Source organism: Thermosynechococcus sp. HN-54, assembly GCF_023650955.1.
Classification (GTDB): domain Bacteria; phylum Cyanobacteriota; class Cyanobacteriia; order Thermosynechococcales; family Thermosynechococcaceae; genus Thermosynechococcus.
This window is the reverse complement of sequence record NZ_CP098039.1, coordinates 2177019-2195787: the sequence shown is the minus strand read 5'-3', so window position 1 is coordinate 2195787 and position 18769 is coordinate 2177019. Positions and strand designations below refer to the sequence as shown.

General features: G+C 50.7%; 18 protein-coding genes and 1 CRISPR repeat array (1 of these 19 running past the window's edge). Of the genes, 8 read left to right on the top strand and 10 right to left on the bottom strand.

Annotation, left to right across the window (positions count from 1 at the left end):
- The first annotated feature begins 39 nt into the window (after positions 1-39).
- The 3 genes from ilvN to NBE99_RS10660 are packed head-to-tail and all read left to right on the top strand — an operon-like array spanning position 40 to position 3692.
- Positions 40-558 (top strand): acetolactate synthase small subunit, encoded by a 519-nt coding sequence (gene ilvN / locus NBE99_RS10670; protein WP_250682048.1) that lies wholly within the window; start codon positions 40-42, stop codon positions 556-558.
- Positions 559-1776 (top strand): ABC transporter substrate-binding protein, encoded by a 1218-nt coding sequence (locus NBE99_RS10665; protein ID WP_250682047.1) that lies wholly within the window; start codon positions 559-561, stop codon positions 1774-1776. It abuts the gene before it with no gap.
- Positions 1773-3692: a hypothetical protein gene (locus NBE99_RS10660; RefSeq protein WP_250682046.1), complete on the top strand. Its 1920-nt coding sequence runs from the start codon at positions 1773-1775 to the stop codon at positions 3690-3692. The genes NBE99_RS10665 and NBE99_RS10660 overlap by 4 nt, the downstream gene beginning before the upstream one ends.
- Positions 3693-3713: 21 nt before the next feature.
- Here NBE99_RS10660 and der read toward each other — a convergent pair whose 3' ends face one another.
- Positions 3714-5063, bottom strand: coding sequence for a ribosome biogenesis GTPase Der (gene der, locus NBE99_RS10655; protein WP_250682045.1), 1350 nt, complete (start codon positions 5061-5063; stop codon positions 3714-3716).
- Between the two features lie 39 nt (positions 5064-5102).
- Entirely contained in the window at positions 5103-5216 is a 114-nt protein-coding gene (petG, locus tag NBE99_RS10650) for a cytochrome b6-f complex subunit V (RefSeq protein ID WP_181496367.1), read from the bottom strand.
- Positions 5217-5333: 117 nt separating this feature from the next.
- On the opposite strand from petG, the gene NBE99_RS10645 reads away from it, so the two are divergent.
- The 3 genes from NBE99_RS10645 to grxD all read left to right on the top strand — a co-directional run bounded on the left by NBE99_RS10645 (position 5334) and on the right by grxD (position 9162).
- Positions 5334-8456, top strand: coding sequence for a response regulator (locus tag NBE99_RS10645; protein WP_250682044.1), 3123 nt, complete (start codon positions 5334-5336; stop codon positions 8454-8456).
- A gap of 69 nt (positions 8457-8525) precedes the next feature.
- Complete coding sequence (locus NBE99_RS10640) at positions 8526-8777, top strand: BolA family protein (protein ID WP_149817589.1); 252 nt, start codon at positions 8526-8528, stop codon at positions 8775-8777.
- Between the two features lie 61 nt (positions 8778-8838).
- The gene (grxD, locus tag NBE99_RS10635) at positions 8839-9162 is read left to right on the top strand and encodes a Grx4 family monothiol glutaredoxin (RefSeq protein WP_181496364.1); all 324 of its coding nucleotides are present in this window, start codon (positions 8839-8841) and stop codon (positions 9160-9162) included.
- 101 nt (positions 9163-9263) lie between these two features.
- On the opposite strand, the gene NBE99_RS10630 is transcribed toward grxD, so the two are convergent.
- Both NBE99_RS10630 and NBE99_RS10625 read right to left on the bottom strand, forming a co-directional pair.
- Positions 9264-9701: an Hsp20/alpha crystallin family protein gene (locus NBE99_RS10630; protein ID WP_250682043.1), complete on the bottom strand. Its 438-nt coding sequence runs from the start codon at positions 9699-9701 to the stop codon at positions 9264-9266.
- Between the two features lie 231 nt (positions 9702-9932).
- Positions 9933-10607: an MBL fold metallo-hydrolase gene (locus NBE99_RS10625; protein WP_250682042.1), complete on the bottom strand. Its 675-nt coding sequence runs from the start codon at positions 10605-10607 to the stop codon at positions 9933-9935.
- On the opposite strand from NBE99_RS10625, the gene NBE99_RS10620 reads away from it, so the two are divergent.
- A complete protein-coding gene (locus NBE99_RS10620) occupies positions 10606-12069 on the top strand; it encodes a site-2 protease family protein (protein ID WP_250682041.1) in 1464 nt (487 codons plus the stop codon). The two genes, NBE99_RS10625 and NBE99_RS10620, sit on opposite strands and share 2 nt — an antisense overlap.
- On the opposite strand, the gene NBE99_RS10615 is transcribed toward NBE99_RS10620, so the two are convergent.
- The 4 genes from NBE99_RS10615 to NBE99_RS10600 all read right to left on the bottom strand — a co-directional run bounded on the left by NBE99_RS10615 (position 12043) and on the right by NBE99_RS10600 (position 14972).
- The gene (locus NBE99_RS10615) at positions 12043-12447 is read right to left on the bottom strand and encodes a hypothetical protein (protein ID WP_250682040.1); all 405 of its coding nucleotides are present in this window, start codon (positions 12445-12447) and stop codon (positions 12043-12045) included. The genes NBE99_RS10620 and NBE99_RS10615 overlap by 27 nt on opposite strands.
- Before the next feature lie 63 nt (positions 12448-12510).
- Positions 12511-13005, bottom strand: a complete 495-nt coding sequence (locus tag NBE99_RS10610; RefSeq protein WP_250682039.1) for a hypothetical protein — start codon at positions 13003-13005, stop codon at positions 12511-12513.
- Positions 13006-13008: 3 nt separating this feature from the next.
- The gene (gene ureC / locus NBE99_RS10605; RefSeq protein ID WP_250682038.1) at positions 13009-14727 is read right to left on the bottom strand and encodes an urease subunit alpha; all 1719 of its coding nucleotides are present in this window, start codon (positions 14725-14727) and stop codon (positions 13009-13011) included.
- Between the two features lie 59 nt (positions 14728-14786).
- Positions 14787-14972, bottom strand: coding sequence for a hypothetical protein (locus tag NBE99_RS10600; protein WP_250682037.1), 186 nt, complete (start codon positions 14970-14972; stop codon positions 14787-14789).
- Between the two features lie 74 nt (positions 14973-15046).
- On the opposite strand from NBE99_RS10600, the gene NBE99_RS10595 reads away from it, so the two are divergent.
- Complete coding sequence (locus NBE99_RS10595; protein WP_250682036.1) at positions 15047-16198, top strand: trypsin-like peptidase domain-containing protein; 1152 nt, start codon at positions 15047-15049, stop codon at positions 16196-16198.
- A 1-nt stretch (position 16199) separates the two neighbouring features.
- On the opposite strand, the gene NBE99_RS10590 is transcribed toward NBE99_RS10595, so the two are convergent.
- Together NBE99_RS10590 and NBE99_RS10585 are read right to left on the bottom strand one after the other, a co-directional pair.
- The gene (locus tag NBE99_RS10590) at positions 16200-16382 is read right to left on the bottom strand and encodes a hypothetical protein (protein WP_250682035.1); all 183 of its coding nucleotides are present in this window, start codon (positions 16380-16382) and stop codon (positions 16200-16202) included.
- 14 nt (positions 16383-16396) lie between these two features.
- Positions 16397-17410: a zinc-dependent alcohol dehydrogenase family protein gene (locus tag NBE99_RS10585; RefSeq protein ID WP_250682034.1), complete on the bottom strand. Its 1014-nt coding sequence runs from the start codon at positions 17408-17410 to the stop codon at positions 16397-16399.
- A gap of 147 nt (positions 17411-17557) precedes the next feature.
- A CRISPR array of direct repeats spans positions 17558-18769; the repeat unit is 36 nt; unit sequence GTTTCCATTAGTTCGGCTGGGAAAGAATCCCAGCAC; it runs 247 nt beyond the window's last position.

Below are 18769 nucleotides of genomic sequence, written 5' to 3'. Positions count from 1 at the left end.
ATCAGCATCCCAGCATGGCAGCAAGATTCAATCCCAGTTATGAAACATACCCTATCGGTTTTAGTGGAAGATGAGGCGGGTGTGCTCACTCGCATTGCCGGTTTATTTGCGCGGCGTGGTTTCAATATCGAGAGCTTGGCGGTAGGGCCTGCCGAGCAACTTGGTGTCTCCCGCATTACGATGGTCGTGCCCGGCGATGATGCCATCATTGAGCAATTGACCAAGCAACTCTACAAGCTGATCAATGTCCTCAAGGTACAGGATATTACCACGATTCCCTGTGTGGAACGGGAGCTGATGCTCCTGAAGGTGAATGCCACCGCCAGCACTCGCTCTGAAATTCTTGAGCTGGTACAAATCTTCCGTGCCAAGGTGGTAGATGTATCGGATGATTCCCTGATCATTGAAGTCTCCGGTGACCCCGGCAAGATGGTGGCCATTGTGCAAATGCTGAATAAATTCGGGATTCGGGAGATTGCCCGCACGGGAAAAATTGCCCTTGTGCGCGAGTCGGGGGTGAATACGGAGTACCTGAAATCCTTGGAGGCACGGGTCTAATTGGCAGCCAGACATTGGTGGCTATTTCTCGCATGGGGGGCGATCGCCCTCAGTAGCTGCACCGCAACCGAGTCCCCCTCAGGAAATGAGAATGCCTTATCCCTTGGGATTGCGCTCGCTCAAACTGGGAATGCTGCCCTTTATGGTCAGGAGGCACTCCAAGGCGTACAAGTTGCCGGCGAATTATTCAACCAAGCGGGACAGATTAAGGGACATACGCTGCGGCTCGTGATTCAGGATACGGGCAGTGATGAAGCGGGGGCAGTGAATGTTTTTCAAACCTTGATCAATCGCGATCGTGTGATTGGTATTGTTGGACCCACCCTCTCGCAGCAAGCCTTTAGTGCCGATCCCATCGCCGAGCAGGCCGGTGTCCCCGTAGTCGCTCCCTCCAACACAGCCCGTGGCATTCCCGAAATTGGTGCCTTTATTAGTCGCGTCTCCGCAGGCGTTGATGTGGTCGCTCCCACTGCCATTCAGGCAGCTCTTGAGATTAATCCCAATATCCGCCGTGTCGCTGTCTTCTTTGCCCAAGACGATGCCTTTAGTCGCTCCGAAACCGAGATTTTTCAAAAAGCCATTCGCGAGAACCCCAAGCTTGAATTGGTCACCGTCCAGCAGACCCAAACCACCGATACCAACTTCCAAGCCCAAATCAATGCCACCCTCAATCTCAAACCTGATTTAATTGTTATCTCGGGCTTAGCAGCCGACGGCGGCAATCTCATTCGCCAACTGCGGGAATTGGGCTACCAAGGGTTAATTTTGGGGGGCAATGGCGTCAATACCGTTAACCTCTTCCCTGTCTGCCGTCGCCTTTGTAATGGGGTTCTTGTGGCGCAGGCCTATAATCCAGAAAATCCTGACCCAATGAATGTCAAGTTCCGCAATGCTTTTGAAGCCAAATACCGCCAACCTCCCTCTCAGTTTAGTGCCCAAGCCTTTACGGCGGTTCAAGTCTTTGCGGACTCCTTGGCACGACTGTCCCAAGAAAAGAACCTGTCAGAATTGCCCCTTGCAAATTTGCGTCAGGCCTTGAATCAAGAGATTCTCAAGGGAGTTTATGAAACCCCCCTTGGCGAAATTCGCTTTACCCCTGAAGGCGAAGTGCTGCAACGCTTCTTCTATGTTGGCCAGATTGAGATGAGTGAGGATGGCCAAAGTGGGAAGTTTAATTTGGTGAAAAAAGTTGAGCGACAACCACAACAGGCACAATGATTACCTATTTAGGCTCCTCATTGGTAGTCATCTTATCGAGCGCGATCGCAAGCACCATTCTTTTCCCTCAGCAACTGCTTAACTGCTTGGCTGCTTTTATTAGCTTAGCTCTTTTTCAAATTACTATTATTACCCTAATTTTAGGAGCTATTAACCTGTTATATCCTAGCTTTTTATTTATAGGAAGTCTCGCTTTAGGATTGTTCATTTTAATCACTCTGTTTTTGAATTTCAATAAAAATAGGTTATTGAGCATACGTACTACGCCTTTGCAAAAGTATGCTGTGCCAAATCACAAAGGTTGGATAATAATTATCATTCTAACTTTTCTATTTTTATTTTACTTTAGGCAATTAGTTTATGATTTATATCTACAGGTTATATTTGTTCATCCCCTGAGTTGGGATGTTGTTACTTATCACCTGCCTAGTGCTGTAACTTATTTACAAAGCATGGGTTTGTGGAAACTCGGAAATACTTTTAGTCAATACCCCGGTGGCAATGAATTAATTAATTTGTGGAGTCTAATTCCTCTAAAACAGGATGCTGCTCTAGGCTTAACATCTCTAGCATTAAATCTTGGTACTTTGCTCGTAGCACTGCTGATATTATATGATCTGAAACAATGGAAATATAGCCTATCAATATATTTCGCTTTCTTGTTTTTCTTGTTCATTTATCTTTCTATAAATGATACTCAAGCTATTTTATTTGACGTTGGTCGAAACGACATTACTTTAGCTTTTTGGGTTTTGATGGGTTCATGGGCATCGATAAAGTCTCTTAAAAATAGAAAAGTTTCTTTCAGATACCCATATTTATTTTGGTCAGGGATTAGTTTTGGGTGCGCTTTGGGTATTAAACCTAACGCTGTCTATTACATTACTGGTGTCTTTATAATCACTATTCATAACTTAATAAATAATTACTCAGCAAGGCTGAAAATAAAAATTTATCTAAAACTCTTTTATAAATTAATGCTAGATTGGATACTACCTATAGCTTTTATTAGCGGTTTTTGGTATCTCAGAAATTTATATCTTTTAGGTAGCTTATTTGAAGATAATGTTGTTAAGAGTGGCATAAATTTATCAATATCTAAAAATTTACTTAATTTGGAAATTTACAGAGCACCGAATGGAAAGCTCCTATTATTCTCAGTTCTCGTTACTTTATCTCTTATTTTCCTAATTTTTAACAATCGATTTAGAAATACACGCTTCAAGTATTTAGTTCAAATAAACATTATTTGCTTTATTGCTTGGATACTTACACCTTACAGTGCTGGTTACTATGCTGGAGAGGCCATCTACTTTCATCCACAATTACGTCATGGCCTTGTTTATATTATTACAATGATTATCTTAATCGTTTACTTTATTGTTACTTTCATGGAGTTTTTCTTTAATAAAAGGTTTAGAAGTTTATTGGTTATAATTGATGATTTATTTAATCACCTTCATGTAAACTATGAATATACGAATAAAATTAGTCATCTGTCTATTGGCTCTATTACAGCTACCTGCATAGCTTTATTGCTAATACAGGTACTTAATTACACCCCCCCTAGGGGCTTGCCTGGATTTTCAGGCATATTATTTTATCCATCGAATTATGAGAGTCGTATTTATGAATGGGTACAGGATAATATAAAGAATCAAAAGATTCTCAATGCAGGCCTTCGCAGCTATGGACTCTTCAATTTTCCTTTTGGCAACGAGGTAATTGACGCAGGCTCACCTGCAACATGGAAGCCCCAAGAGAGTAATTTACAAAATTATGACTACTTAGCAGTTTCAGTCGATCCCTTTACAGGCAAGATCTCTCAGGCACTTGCTGCATTCCTACAAGCGCCAAAAAATTACAGAATTGTTTACAGTGATCAACTATCGGCTGTTCTGAAGCGACTCTCATAATCAACAGTCAATCTGACAGGCTTAGCGGACTGCTAATTCGGCAGCTTCACGGGGCTTTTTACTGCGCCAGAGGAGGCGAATGGGAGTACCGCGAAATCCCAGTTGTTGGCGAATTTGCCCCTCAATGTAGCGGCGGTAGTTGTCCTTGAAGAGCTTGGCATCGTTGACAAAAATTGCAAACGTTGGCGGTTGGGTGGCCACTTGTGTCGCGTAGTAGATTTTTCCTTGGCGACCTTGGCGAGTCGCGGGGGGCGTATGCCAGCGGAGAGCTTCTTGAATGACTTCATTGACTACCGCTGTACTGACACGGCGACGATGCTGTTCAACCGCTGCATCTACCGCTGCAAAAATTTTGTCAAGGCGTTGACCGGTATGGGCACTGACAAAGAGGGCATCTGCCCAGTCAAGGAAATTCAGCCGCTGATACAGGCGATCGCGATAGGTATTGATTGTATAGGTATCTTTTTCGGGAACAGCATCCCACTTGTTCATGATCAGCACACAGGCACGTCCCTGATCGGCAATGTGACCCGCAAGGCGTTGATCTTGTTCAGTAATTTCTTCAAGGGCATCTAAAACCAAGAGCACCACGTCGGAGCGGTGAATGGCCTTAAAGGCGCGATGCACACTAAACATCTCAGGCCCATAGGCCACATGACTCCGCTTACGAATGCCGGCGGTATCAATGAAACGATACTGGGTACCGTTGTGCTCAATCACCGTATCAATGGCGTCACGGGTGGTGCCTGAAATGGGACTGACAATGGCGCGATCGCTCCCAATCAAAGCATTGAGCAAACTAGATTTACCCACATTGGGACGCCCCGCAATCGCCACCTGAATTTCTGGCGCTTCGGGGAGCGTTTCCACTGCCGGCAAGTAGGTAATCAACTGATCCAGCAACTCCCCTGTGCCGCTGCCGTGGATACTAGAGATCGGATAGGGTTCGCCCAAACCCAGTGACCAAAACTCTGCCGCCTGTACCTGACCCATTTGGCGCGACTCGCATTTATTCACTGCCACTAAAACAGGTACGGGAAGCTGTCGCAACCACGCAGCAATGTCATAGTCGAGTGCTGTAGGCCCTGCTTGACCATCCACCACAAAAATCGCTGCCGTTGCTTCCTGAAGGGCGAGTTCTGCTTGCTGGCGAATCAAGGGCAAGAAGTCACTGTCGTCATCAAAGACTAAGCCCCCGGTATCCACGACCAAAAATTCCCGATCTTGCCAAAAGGCCGGTCGGTAGGTGCGATCGCGAGTGACACCGGGTTCATCGTGGACAATGGCATCCCGTTCCCCGGCAAGGCGATTCACAAGTGTTGACTTGCCCACATTGGGGCGACCCACAACAGCAACAATCGGTAATGCCATATGGAGTGACGTTCGCAAAAATAAGGTTCTAGTCAATCACTAGAGTTCAAATTGGCTGCCCCGCTTGTACTGCTGGTAAGCCGCAAAGAAAAGACCCGCCAAGGTGACCGGAATCAAGCCAAGAACAATGCCACACAACAAAGGTTCAATCATGGTCTGACTCTACACATGAACTCCATTCCTCACGATACACTATTTGTTAAAGCCTGTATTGGCTTCTACCCCTGTTGAATTTCCCCCCTCTCTCCCCCGCAGATAGCCCACTACGCTATGGCCAAATCACCGTTGCAGTACTTCTTGAAACTTTTTGTTCCAGCAACGGCAGTTTTAGTTGCAATTCTTGCTCCCATTTACCTCGCCCAGCGCCAAGATATTCTCAGCGATCTGCAACTGCGAGAAGAAAGCAAAGTCGAGCGGGGCAGCCTCATCCTCACCACTTACTTAGACACGTTAATTACCGATGTTCTCACCATCGCCACAATCCATGGCTTCGATGATCTTGGGGTCAACTCATCAAGTACAGCACAATTGCGGGAAATGGAGCAGGATGTCCAAGATTGGCTGCTCTCAAAGCGCACCTACGATCGCCTGTATTTTTTGAGCCCCAACGGTGACATCAGACTGAGCTTTGCTTTGGGTCATAACTTGGGCATTAGGGTAAATCACCCATCTCAAGAACCAGAATTGTTGCAGAACTATTGGCCTGTGATTCGTCAATTGGTGCGCAACGAAGTGTTTATCTCGCCCTTTGACATTGAAGTTCAGCAAAATGAGGCACCTTCCGTAGCGGCAAACCCGATTCTCTATGTCGGCACACCGGTTTATACCCGCCAGCAACAACTGGTGGGTTTTTTAGTTGTCCGTTATCGTGCAGCCAACCTACTCAACACATTGATTAATGGGTGTCGTGGCGTCTATGGCAGTTGCCTTTTGGCCAATAGTCAAGGCTACTGGATTTTAGCAGAGCGCACCAGCCATGAATGGGGATTCCGCTACCCCGAGCGGCAGCATCTCACCGTGCAGCATCTCTACCCTGAATTGTGGCAGGAGATGCAATCTCAACCCACGGGCAGCATTATTGGTCAATATGGCCTCTTTGCCTATCGCTCGGTACTGCCTCTGAAGGCGCATCATATTTCTGCTGATCCCGTGAGCCGTACGCCCCTCTATCAAAACGAATATCGGTTGTGGGTGATTTCCCACATCGCGCCCAATGTGATTGAGCGGCAGTTGCGCCCCTTGAGTTTACAGTTTCTTTTTTTATTCCTCATTCTCTGGGCAGCCAGTGGTGCAGGCCTAGCCATTATCACAGTGGATCATCGCCGCAAGCTTAAGTTGCATCAACTCCTTGAGGCCAGTGAAGTGCGGTTTCGCAGTGTCAGTGAAATGGCACCCGTCGGCATTTTTACGGCTGACCTCGATGGCAAGAGTACCTTCATGAATCAGGCACTGTTGGATCTCCTAGAGGTTAAAACCCCGGCCGAAGCCCAAGAACAATGGGTTGAACGACTGCACCCCGAGGATCGCGATCGCCTGCTTGCTGCTTGGGAGCGCTGCCAAAAAGAACACCAGCTCCTCAATGAGCAATTTCGCCTCTCCTACGCTGACGGTAGGGTGCGTTGGGTGAATGCCCGTGTCATTCCCATCATCGAAGACGGCAAGGTAATGAATTTCGTCGGTACATGGGAAGACATCTCGCAAATGATACAGCAGCAGGAACTCCTAGAGGAAGCCCGCAAAGCGGCCGAAGATGCCAGCCGTGCCAAGAGTGAGTTTTTAGCAACGATGAGCCACGAAATCCGCACCCCCATGAACGCGATCATTGGCTTGACAGGATTACTGCTAGATACCCCTCTGAATCCGCAGCAGCAGGAGTTTCTCAACACGATTCGCCTCAGTGGCGATGCACTGTTGACAATCATCAACGACATTCTTGACTTCTCTAAAATTGAGTCCGGCAAGCTGGAGCTAGAGGCCTATCCCTTTAATTTGCGCAATTGCGTCGAAGATGTTCTTGACCTCATGGCCAGTCGTGCCGTTGAGCGACACATTGAGCTACTTGCTCATGTTGATCCTGATATTCCGGCTCATGTCATCGGCGATATGGGACGGCTGCGGCAAGTATTGGTGAATCTCATTGGCAATAGCATCAAATTTACCCAAAGTGGCGAAGTGATTCTCCATCTCAAGGGGCAGCCCAGCCATCAGTACGAGTTTTTGCCCAACTACTATGAATTTCTCTTTGCCATTCAGGATACGGGGGTGGGTATCACCCCAGAGGGGATGCAGCGACTCTTCAAACCCTTTAGCCAAGTGGATGCTTCGATTACCCGCCACTATGGGGGAACCGGTTTGGGATTAGCGATTTGCCAGCGCCTTGTGGAGCGCATGAATGGCCGCATTTGGTTAGAGAGCAAAACTCAGAACACGCCCTTGATTGTTGGCGGCAACCCACCACCCCACTACGAATCCATTCCCATCAAGGAGACGGGGTCAGTGTTTTATTTCACGGTGCGGCTGCTCCTGAATCCTAATGCTGAGGCGCACGGCACGGATCAAGAATCCTTCGTGAAAGATCGCTCGGTGCTGATTGTGGATGACAATGCCACCAATCGCCAAATTCTGGCGTTGCAAACCAAGGGATGGCAGATGAAACCCCTGATTGCTGAGAATGGCCAGCAGGCACTGACACTGCTGAAAACGCAATCGCCTCTGGATGTGGCCATTTTAGATCTGCAAATGCCAGAAATGGATGGCTTGACCCTAGCCAAGGAAATTCACAAGACGTATCCAGAAATTCCGCTGATTTTACTCACCTCCCTCGGCAATTCCCTTGGGGCAGATCAATCGCCATTGTTTCATGCGCTCATTAGTAAGCCAGTAAAGCAGTCCACCCTCTACAATGTCCTCAATGATCTCTTTAGCCATACGCCGAAACCCGTTGAAGCCAAGACAAACAAGAGCAAAACCGTGTCCATTGACAGTCTGAAGCAGGATTTGCCGCCCCTGCGCATTCTTGTTGCCGAGGATAATAAGGTGAATCAGATGGTGGCATTACGGATTTTGGAAAAATTGGGCTATCGCGGTGATATTGCGGCTAATGGCTTGGAAGTGCTGGATGCCGTGCAGCGACAACCCTATGATGTGATTTTGATGGATATGCAAATGCCGGAGATGGATGGGGTCACGGCTACCCGTGAGGTGATTAATCTATTTCAACGGCTGAACCAACCTCGCCCGCGGATTATTGCGATGACGGCCAATGCCATGGAGAGCGATCGCCAGCTTTGTCTCGATGCCGGTATGGATGATTATGTGAGCAAGCCCATTAACCTTGAAGACTTGGTGCGTGCCCTCCGTCAGTGTCAGCCCCTCCAGACCTCAACAACTTAACATTTAGCGATAGACTAAAGGAGATAGATTAACTGGTTCTTAATTCCAGTCAGGAATAGACGATCATCTATGGTTACCCCTGAACAACTGACCACCTTAATTCAATCCAGCTTGCCCGATGCCTTTGTGCAGGTGCAGGATTTGACTGGGGGGGGCGATCATTACGAAGCTGTAGTGGTCTCTGCCGCCTTTGAGGGCAAGCGACTGGTGCAGCAGCACCAATTGGTCTATAGCAGCCTCAAGGATCTCATGGCCAGCAATGAACTCCACGCCCTTGCCCTCAAGACCTATACCCCCCAGCAATGGGCACAACGCCAGTGATTTAGAATGCAATCTATTGCTCTTCTTTTGTAACTTGTGAACTCAAGAGGGAAAGCCAACAATGACACCCGAACTCCACGCCAAAATCGATCATCTCGTCAAAAGCAACAAAATCATTGTCTTTATGAAGGGCAGCAAGCTCATGCCCCAATGCGGGTTTTCTAACAATGCGGTGCAAATCCTGAATGCCCTCGGTGTCCCCTATGAAACGGTGGATGTCCTTGAGGATTTTGAGATTCGCCAAGGGATTAAGGAGTATTCCAACTGGCCCACGATTCCCCAAGTGTTTATCAATGGCGAGTTCATTGGTGGTTCGGATATTCTCATTGAGCTATATCAAAGTGGTGAATTGCAACAACTGGTTGAGGTGGCCTTGGCCTCCTAGCTGTTTTCTCACATTTACTGACGCCCCAAAATAAATCCCCCATTACTGGGGGATCTTCATCTGTTCAACAACCTTGACCGTTGGGCCTAAAGCGTGGCGGATTAGCCAAGGTTCACTTTGACGACGCGGTTTTTCTCTTCTTCCGCTTTCGGCAGGGTCAGGTGCAGGATGCCATCTTTGTATTCAGCTTTGACATCGGTATTTTGAATCCGCACTGGCAGAGGAATGACCCGTTGGAATTTACCGTAGCGGAATTCGGTGCGTTTGATACCGTTGCTTTCGCTTTGGCTTTCAGATTTGCGTTCACCACTGACAGAGACCGCATCCGCCGTGACTTGAATATCTAAGTCTTTGGCATCCATGCCGGGCAGTTCAATTTTTAGAAGCAAAGCATCAGGGGTTTCTTCTAGTTCAGCTGCCGGCAAGAAGCTAAAATCACTGCGACGTTCGGTCAAGGGAATCAATTCATCGAATAGACGGTTCATTTGGCGTTGTAGCGCATCGATTTCGCGGAATGGTTCCCAACGAACGAGTGCCATACGCTTATCCTCCTGTTTCACTAAGGTTTGAGATTGCCCACGGGATGATTTACAGAGAGAACAGCACCAACAATTAACTTTGTTTTTGTTTTCCTTGGTATTACTTGGGCTTATTCCCTCTACCTACCTTCACTATAGAGGATACAAGTCTTGATATAAGTGGGGTTTAACGATCTCTCCAAGTTCCTTTTTCCGAACCTGTATTATCCTCATGGGGAAATTAAGGAAACATTAAACTTTGTTAGTCAAAAGGCTATCAACGGGGAGTTCTTGCAAGACAGCTTGGGCGTTGGCGATCGCCAGTGTCCCCCGCAGAAAACCAATATTCGCCCCCGGACACAGATAACTCAGGGACTTCTGCCGACAGAAGGCTTTTAATGCCTCAACGCTGCGCAGTTGTCGCGGCCAGTGGAAGGTGGTCGCCGTTTTCATCGGTGCCAGTTCTCCCGTAGGCGTAGGCAGTAGGTGACGACCGCTAAAGAGAACGCCCCCTTGGCCAGACCAATAGACACAGGCGCTACCGGGGGAGTGACCGGGTGTCCAGAGGATTTCGAGGGTTTCACTGATGGCTAGATGGTGGTTAAACGGGGTTACCGTCACTTGGGGCAGGAGATAGGCTTCTTGGGCATGGATGATCACTTCACAGTTAAAGGTGCGCTGCATCTCACGAACGTGGGCGATCGCCCCCCGATGGGTAAGGATGAGGCGCTGAACGCCACCCTGCTCCCTGAGCCAATTTTGGCTGCTATCTGTCCAAGGGGGGGAATCAATAAGGGTATTGCCATCATTTTCTACAATGAGATAAGCAGTGCCTCCCAGCGTCTCGCGGTTGGGCGGAAACCCATAGACCATGGGCAATACAAGGCGGGGCGGTTTCTGTTGTTGAGCCACAGGTATCGAAATCATGACATGGATTTCCCTTATTGTATTGGGTTTGATCTTGGTGTTGATTGTCCGCCAGAGTGCTGCGCGTGTCAGTCAAACCCCTTGGTGGCTCCTGTGGCTAGTGCTAATGCTGCCGGCGTTTTTTATTGCGGGTTGGATGCTGCTCCTAGGGAATAGGCCTGTGCCTTCGGGATGGCTGATCTTCATCTTTGTCACCAGTTCGGTGCTCTACCTTGTGCTCCTGCGGCGAGGGCAACCTCCCTTGCCGGCTCCGCCACCCAACCCTCCGACGTTGACAACAACGCCGACGGAAAATGGCAAGCTCCTCAATCAGGATGAAGAAACGCAATTGCAGAGCTGTTTCCCTTGGGGTATGTACTATCTGCAACAAATTGAGTATCGTCCGCAGGCGGTGATCTGCCGGGGGCAAATGCGCGGGGATGCCAACCAAGTCTATGAAACCGTGGAGCGCAATATCGCCCAACGCTTTGGCGATCGCTTTCTGGTCATGTTTCAAGTGGGTTTGAGTAATAAGCCCTTTTTTGCCTTGATTCCCCGCGATCGCCTGCCCCAGCCCCAACAGCTTTTTCGTCCTGGCCTCAGCCTTGGACTGTTGGCTTTGACGTTTCTCACCACAACGGTTGCTGGCTTGGCACTCGTGGCGCCTGATCTGACGGCAGCGGAACTGCGCCTCAATCCGAGTTTGCTCTGGCAGGGGTTGCCCTACAGTGTGAGTCTGCTGCTGATTTTGGGCATCCATGAACTGGGACACTTTGCCACCGCGTGGTACTACGGTGTGAAGGCGACACTGCCCTACTTTATTCCCCTGCCCTTTGCAATAGGAACATTGGGTGCCTTTATCCAGATGCGATCGCCCGTTCCCCACCGCCGTGCCCTCTTTGACATCAGTATGGCAGGCCCGATCGCCGGGTTAGTGGTGACTTTGCCAGTTCTAGTTTGGGGATTACAGCAGTCTGAGGTCGTGCAACTGCCCAGCAATGCTTCTGAGCAAACCCTCAATCCTCAGGTGTTTAGTCCGCGCATTTCGATTCTCTTTGCCCTGATTGCCAAAGCGGTTTTTGGGGCGGCCCTTAAAAGTGACAGTGCGCTGCACTTACATCCCATGGCAGTGGCGGGGGTGCTGGGATTAGTCGTCACCGCCTTAAACCTCATGCCGGTGGGTCAATTGGATGGGGGTCACATTGTTCATGCCATGTACGGCCATCGCGCCGGTGCCATCATTGGCCAAGTCAGCCGTTTGCTTGTGCTAATTCTCTCGTTTATTCAACCATGGCTTTTTGTCTGGGCGCTGATCCTTTTCTTCATGCCTGCTTTTGATGAACCAGCTCTCAATGATGTCAGCGAATTGGATAACTGGCGCGATGCCTTGGGGTTGATGGCCTTGGTCTTGCTGCTGCTGATTATTTTTCCTGTGCCAGCGCTGCTTGCGGATCTGCTACTGCCGGCACACCCAATACCATAGGGGATGACGTTCTCCCTGTTGGCGAATACGCAGGACTTGTTTTTCTAGTCGCTGTTGCCACTTGGGGGATCTGCCCCAGAAAATGTTGCGGGTCTGCCAGTAGAGAACGCTCAAGGTCATGCCAATACATAGGGCTAAACCGATTGCTGGCAGCCGGTTGAAGAGAATGCCGTAGCGCAATGCTGCCCAAGTAAAATGCTCCCGCATCAAACCAATTTCATAACGGAAGCCCCAGAGACTCAAGGTGCCCACGGTGAGCCAAAGAAAGAGGACGACACTCCAGCGCATGACAACGGTGAAGCAATGCAGGCGATCCACCTGCTGCCGAAATTCTGACTCAAGGCCTTGGGGCATTCGCGATCGCTCGTTAGCGGACATCTCTCTTCTCTATCGTATCTTTTTGCAGCTTTTTCATCATCCAATGTTAGTTTGAGAAGGTCACTATAACCAAGCGGCCAAGAGCGTGACCACGCCCAAGCCCGTGAGGGAAAGCCAGATGAAGGCATTCGGTAAAGGAGTAGCGGAGGGCGGTTGTTCTTGGGGTTTTGGGGTGGGAGCCGAGTACTTTTTGGGGGAGCGGCTGTAGGGGGACGTGTAGGCACGATCGCCCACATGGGATAGGTCGGGAATTTCGCTGTACCATTCGCGCCGCCGTTTTAGTTGGGGCGCCTCCAAAATTGCCAGCAAGCGACGACTTTCCTGCCGCGTGTGATGATCTGGGTGTCGTTGGAGTTGACGGCAGAGACTGATGGCTGCCCCTTGATCGCCAGCAGCACTATAGGCCGTGACTAACCAGAGGCTAATTTCCCCCGATCGCACCGTATTTCCCTCCGCCAGCGCCGCCGCCTGTCCTAAAAGGGCAATGGATTGTTGATAGTTGCCCCGCTCGAAGGCCTGTTGCCCATGTTGAAAGAGGGCAGCTACCGCATCCGTCATGGTCTAAAAGAGAAAGTAACGTTGGGCAAGGGGCAAGACAGTGGCGGGTTCACAGGTGAGCAATTCACCATCGGCACGCACCTCATAGGTTTCGGGATCCACTTCAATGTGGGGTAAGTAGTCATTGAGCTTGAGATCGGCTTTGCGCAGTTGACGGATGTGGCGTACGGGTAACACCGTTTTTTGCAAGCCTAGCTGTTCTGGGAGGTTGTTGGCAATACCGGCTTGGGACATAAAGGTGACCGATGTGGCGGTTCGGCAGCCCCCATAGCTAGCAAACATGGGTTGCATGTGCACGGGTTGCGGTGTGGGAATACTGGCATTGGCATCCCCCATTTGAGCGTAGGCAATCATTCCTCCTTTGATCACCAGTTCCGGCTTAACGCCAAAGAAGGCGGGCTTCCAAAGGCAAAGATCAGCGATTTTGCCCACCTCTACGGATCCCACATACTCCGCAATGCCGTGGGTGATGGCAGGATTAATCGTGTACTTGGCGACATAGCGGCGGGCGCGAAAGTTGTCATGATCCACCCCCGGCTGATTGGGATCGCTGAGGTGCCCTCGCTGCACCTTCATTTTGTGGGCGGTTTGCCACGTGCGAATAATACTCTCTCCCACCCGTCCCATTGCTTGGGAGTCAGAGGAGATAATGCTAAAAGCGCCTAAGTCGTGGAGAATATCCTCAGCAGCAATGGTTTCGCGGCGAATTCGGGACTCAGCAAAGGCGACATCTTCGGGAATGCTGGGGTCGAGGTGGTGGCACACCATCAACATGTCAAGGTGCTCATCGAGGGTATTGATGGTGTAGGGGCGGGTGGGATTGGTGGAAGAGGGTAAGACATTGGCTTGACCACAGAGCTTGATGATGTCCGGCGCGTGTCCGCCGCCTGCGCCCTCGGTATGGTAGGCGTGAATAGTGCGGTTCTTGAAGGCCGCGATTGTATCTTCGACAAAGCCCGATTCGTTGAGGGTGTCGGTGTGGATGGCCACCTGAATGTCGTAGTCTTCGGCAACACTCAAACAGGTGTCAATGGCAGCAGGGGTACTTCCCCAGTCTTCGTGCAGCTTGAGACCGACAACGCCTGCCTCTATTTGCTCAATCAGCCCTTGGGGTTGACTGCTATTCCCCTTGCCCAAAAAGCCGAGATTCACTGGAAAGGCATCGGCCGCCTGCAGCATACGGTAAATGTTCCAAGGTCCTGGGGTGCAGGTGGTGGCATTGGTGCCGGTGGCAGGGCCGGTTCCGCCGCCAATCATGGTCGTAATGCCAGAGGCAATGGCGGTGGCAATCTGCTGTGGACAGATAAAGTGAATGTGGGCATCAATCCCGCCAGCGGTGAGGATCCTCCCTTCACCGGCGATCGCCTCTGTGCCGGGACCGATAATGATATCTACGCCGTCTTGGGTATAGGGGTTGCCGGCTTTGCCAATCTTGTAAATTTTGCCGTCTTTGATGCCGACATCGGCTTTGATCACGCCCCACCAATCGAGAATGACGGCATTGGTGATGACGACATCCACGGCGCCTTCGCCGTTGCTAATGGGAGACTGACCCATGCCGTCACGGATAACTTTGCCACCGCCAAACTTGACTTCATCGCCGTAGTGGGTATAGTCGTGCTCAATTTCGATGATTAAGTCTGTATCCGCTAGCCGCAGGCGATCGCCCACGGTGGGGCCATAGGTTTCGGCATAGGTTTGACGATCAATGCGGTAGCTCATGCAGGCACGTGGGTCTGAAAACGTGGGGTGGGAGGGGAGTTTTGCCTTCTCAGTTTAGCTTATTCCACTTCTTCGACAACAATCAGTCCCTTCTTGATCAAGGCTTGCAGGTCAGCATTGTGGGTTTTGCAGTTGCGCCAGCGGCGTTCATCCACATTTTCATTGCGACCGGGCTGAAGGGTGACTGGACCAAAGAAACTCTCAAAGGTCATGGGCTGTTCGAGGTAGCTAATCACAGTCAGCATGGCAGCAAACGTTCGACAAAATCACTATTTTCAAGATAAGGCTAGAGTAGATCTGATGCCGAGTTGGGTTGAGTATGGTTCGCATGCGGTTGAGTCTGGCAGGGATAGCGATCGCCCTTGGGGTACTGACGGGGTGCCCTTTGCGTTTGCCCGATCGCAGTCCCACCACCCCCAATACAGGGGCATCTCTTCCGCCGCTTGCGACGCCTGAGCGCACCAATGCCGCTGAGAATTTCATTGCCAAAGTCGTGGCTGAGGCAGGGCCAGCGGTGGTGAGCATTGATACCCTACGACTGCGCCGCAGTCAAGAGGATGGTTTTCTCAATCCTTTTCCGATACCAGACGTGCCGGTACGCCAAGGGCAAGGGTCTGGGTTTATATTTACCCCCGATGGCAAGATTATGACCAATGCCCATGTGGTCGAGGGAGCCAGTGCTGTGCGAGTCACACTGCCCGATGGTCGCCAATACGACGGAAAAGTGGTGGGTGCCGATGCGCTGACGGATGTGGCAGTGGTGCAAATTGATGCCGACAATTTACCCACGGTGCGGCTAGGGAATTCGGATACCCTCGTCCCCGGTGAGTGGGCGATCGCCATCGGCAATCCCTTGGGGCTGAGTAACACCGTAACGGCTGGCATTATTAGTGCCACGGGGCGTGCCAGTAATGAGATTGGTGCTGCCGATAAGCGGGTGAGTTTCATTCAAACGGATGCAGCCATTAATCCCGGTAATTCGGGGGGGCCACTCCTCAATGCCGCCGGGCAAGTGGTGGGGGTGAATACGGCCGTGATCTCCCAAGCTCAGGGTCTGGGCTTTGCCATTCCCATCAATACGGCCTATCGCATTGCCGAGCAGATTATTACTACGGGTCGCGCCCAGCATCTCTATTTGGGGATTCGCATGGTGCAACTGACCCCCGAACTGGCCGCTCAAATCCGTCAGGATCAGCCCGACTGGGGCTTCAACCAAAGCCAAGGCACCCTGATTGTGGGCATTGCCCCCAATTCCCCTGCAGCCAGAGCGGGCCTCCGACCGGGAGACTGGATTGCCAAGATTAACGATCTGAACCAACCTACCCCCCAACAGGTGCAAAGCGTGGTCGAGCAAACAAAACCAGGGCAGACCCTTACTTTGGAGATTCAACGCGGCGATCGCCGGCAAACCGTTAGCCTGCAACCAGAGCCAATGCCACCGGAATTGTATCCCTCCTCTTCGCCAGAATAGGTTAGCGCCGAGGTTCTGGCAGCACCGCTTCCCCCGTAAACCAACGCCCACAATAACTCAGGCGTCCGTTAAAGACGCGGCAGGTGCGATAGAGATCGCTGGGGGGCGTTTGGCTGAGCAGTGCCGGCACCCCTTGAGCCTGTTCCAGCCCTATGACAAGGGCGGCAAGGATCTGAGCCACCATCAACAAATTCCCACCTATGGGATGAGTACCACCTTACCCTGCACCAAGCGTTGGCTGAGATAGCGATGGGCATCGGCCGCCGCCCCCAAGGGAAAGGTTTTATCCACAACCACTTTTAGCTCGCCGCGATCCACGAGGGTGACGACTTGCTCAAGAATTTTGCCCTGATGAGCCAAGGCCTCGTTTAAGCCCATGAGTTGCGGTGTCAGCATCAGAGTGAGCTGAATCAGTAGGTTCCGCTGGCGGGCAATTTTCCATGGGGTATCGGCGGCGGGTTCCAAGAGGGTGGCGAGGGTGCCATAGGGACGCACCGCTTTGAAGGTGTCGCTAAAGGTCGTACCACCAACGGTATCAAGGGCAAAGTCCACTCCTCGACCCCCCGTCCAATCTAAAACTGCCTGTATCCAGTCAGTGGTTTTGTAATTGATGGCAAGGGTGGCACCGAGGTCTTGGGTAAATCGTGCTTTTGCCGCGGAACTAATTGTGGTGGCCACTTGTGCCCCCGATCGCCGAGCCAGTTGAATGGCGAGATGCCCTACGCCGCCAGCGCCGGCATGGATCAGCACAGTTTTTACAGTTGCAAGCACATTGAGAGGTGGGACTGCCCCGCGATCGCCCAAGGCTTCCCAAGCGGTAATCACGGCCAAGGGCAAGGCAGCCGCCTGAATAAATGAGAGGGTTTTCGGCTTGTGGGCAACAGCCGCTTCAGGAACAACAGTGTATTCGGCATAACACCCCCCGCGATCGCCCAACCCCCCATAGCAGAAATAGACCTCGTCTCCTACCTGAAACCGCTGCACTGCTGAACCGACAGCCACCACCACCCCTGCTCCATCACAACCAAGAATGGCAGGCCGGCGATCGGGAAAAAACGTTCCTCGCTGTCGCAGCTTCGTATCAATGGGGTTAACACTAGCAGCCCGCAGTTGAATTTTCACCTCATTGGCAGCTTGAATCTGCGGCTCAGGCACCTCCCGTAGTACTAAAACATCAGGTTCACCAAATTCTGCAATAGCAACAGCTTTCATTGTTTTTACGTTTCCGTTGACTCCCCTCGGTGGACTACTTAGCACCAATTTTGGCATACTCCCCGCCCTAAAGGTCAGGGATGCTTGTTACTGGTTCCGCGACCTTACTTACCCTCTCAGGTTTAGGCGCTGATCTAACCACTTCGTTTTTCCATTAGCTCGACTGGGAAAGAATCCCAGCACGTGTTCCTGCTAGAAATTCCCGATCCTTTGTCGCTGTTTCCATTAGTTCGGCTGGGAAAGAATCCCAGCACGTGTTCCTGCTAGAAATTCCCGATCCTTTGTCGCTGTTTCCATTAGTTCGGCTGGGAAAGAATCCCAGCACGTTTTTGACGGGATTAGTTATTCCCGATCTTGAAAAGTTTCCATTAGTTCGGCTGGGAAAGAATCCCAGCACATTATATTCCTATTAAACCTCTCAAGGGAACGTTTCCATTAGTTCGGCTGGGAAAGAATCCCAGCACCAAAATTGTGGCTTGGGATTGCAGAAAATCGTCAAATGGTTTCCATTAGTTCGGCTGGGAAAGAATCCCAGCACTCCGCTCTCGCGGAAATTAATCCAAATGTTCTTGTGTTTCCATTAGTTCGGCTGGGAAAGAATCCCAGCACGTATTCCGATACCAAGTAACGCTCTTCCTCCGGAAGTGTTTCCATTAGTTCGGCTGGGAAAGAATCCCAGCACCCTCGGGAGAACTTCTCGGATTTTCGCCAAATCCCGTTTCCATTAGTTCGGCTGGGAAAGAATCCCAGCACTGCCGCGTGCGCGATTCGGCGCGGCGCAAGCTCAAAGTTTCCATTAGTTCGGCTGGGAAAGAATCCCAGCACTCTCGACAACGGCGTTGCCCGGCACTTATACTAGTGTTTCCATTAGTTCGGCTGGGAAAGAATCCCAGCACCAGAACCGGGAGACTCGGAACCGGGGTTTTTCTACGTTTCCATTAGTTCGGCTGGGAAAGAATCCCAGCACTCGCAAATTTCAAAACTAGAGCCGAAGATCTTGAGTTTCCATTAGTTCGGCTGGGAAAGAATCCCAGCACCAACTTCTATTTTGAGCGCCCTTGGCTGGATTTGTTTCCATTAGTTCGGCTGGGAAAGAATCCCAGCACATAGGTTACTTCCTTTATTTGCGAAAAGTTTTTGAAGTTTCCATTAGTTCGGCTGGGAAAGAATCCCAGCACGAAAATGATTTTCATCCGATTTCAAGAAGGAGAGTTTCCATTAGTTCGGCTGGGAAAGAATCCCAGCACTAGGTTTCCTCCGCCTTTTTGAATTGGCGGGAAACGTTTCCATTAGTTCGGCTGGGAAAGAATCCCAGCACAACCCGGAGAAAGGGACGACTCTGCTTCTTGGGGGGTTTCC

Bases quoted from the DNA above. Each gene is read 5' to 3' on its own strand.
- ilvN (WP_250682048.1), top strand. From the start codon at position 40: ATGAAACATACCCTATCGGTTTTAGTGGAAGATGAGGCGGGTGTGCTC.
- NBE99_RS10660 (WP_250682046.1), top strand. From the start codon at position 1,773: ATGATTACCTATTTAGGCTCCTCATTGGTAGTCATCTTATCGAGCGCG.
- der (WP_250682045.1), bottom strand. From the start codon at position 5,063: ATGGCATTACCGATTGTTGCTGTTGTGGGTCGCCCCAATGTGGGCAAG.
- petG (WP_181496367.1), bottom strand. From the start codon at position 5,216: ATGATTGAACCTTTGTTGTGTGGCATTGTTCTTGGCTTGATTCCGGTC.
- NBE99_RS10645 (WP_250682044.1), top strand. From the start codon at position 5,334: ATGGCCAAATCACCGTTGCAGTACTTCTTGAAACTTTTTGTTCCAGCA.
- NBE99_RS10640 (WP_149817589.1), top strand. From the start codon at position 8,526: ATGGTTACCCCTGAACAACTGACCACCTTAATTCAATCCAGCTTGCCC.
- grxD (WP_181496364.1), top strand. From the start codon at position 8,839: ATGACACCCGAACTCCACGCCAAAATCGATCATCTCGTCAAAAGCAAC.
- NBE99_RS10630 (WP_250682043.1), bottom strand. From the start codon at position 9,701: ATGGCACTCGTTCGTTGGGAACCATTCCGCGAAATCGATGCGCTACAA.
- NBE99_RS10620 (WP_250682041.1), top strand. From the start codon at position 10,606: ATGACATGGATTTCCCTTATTGTATTGGGTTTGATCTTGGTGTTGATT.
- NBE99_RS10625 (WP_250682042.1), bottom strand. From the start codon at position 10,607: ATGATTTCGATACCTGTGGCTCAACAACAGAAACCGCCCCGCCTTGTA.
- NBE99_RS10615 (WP_250682040.1), bottom strand. From the start codon at position 12,447: ATGTCCGCTAACGAGCGATCGCGAATGCCCCAAGGCCTTGAGTCAGAA.
- NBE99_RS10610 (WP_250682039.1), bottom strand. From the start codon at position 13,005: ATGACGGATGCGGTAGCTGCCCTCTTTCAACATGGGCAACAGGCCTTC.
- ureC (WP_250682038.1), bottom strand. From the start codon at position 14,727: ATGAGCTACCGCATTGATCGTCAAACCTATGCCGAAACCTATGGCCCC.
- NBE99_RS10600 (WP_250682037.1), bottom strand. From the start codon at position 14,972: ATGCTGACTGTGATTAGCTACCTCGAACAGCCCATGACCTTTGAGAGT.
- NBE99_RS10595 (WP_250682036.1), top strand. From the start codon at position 15,047: ATGGTTCGCATGCGGTTGAGTCTGGCAGGGATAGCGATCGCCCTTGGG.
- NBE99_RS10590 (WP_250682035.1), bottom strand. From the start codon at position 16,382: ATGGTGGCTCAGATCCTTGCCGCCCTTGTCATAGGGCTGGAACAGGCT.
- NBE99_RS10585 (WP_250682034.1), bottom strand. From the start codon at position 17,410: ATGAAAGCTGTTGCTATTGCAGAATTTGGTGAACCTGATGTTTTAGTA.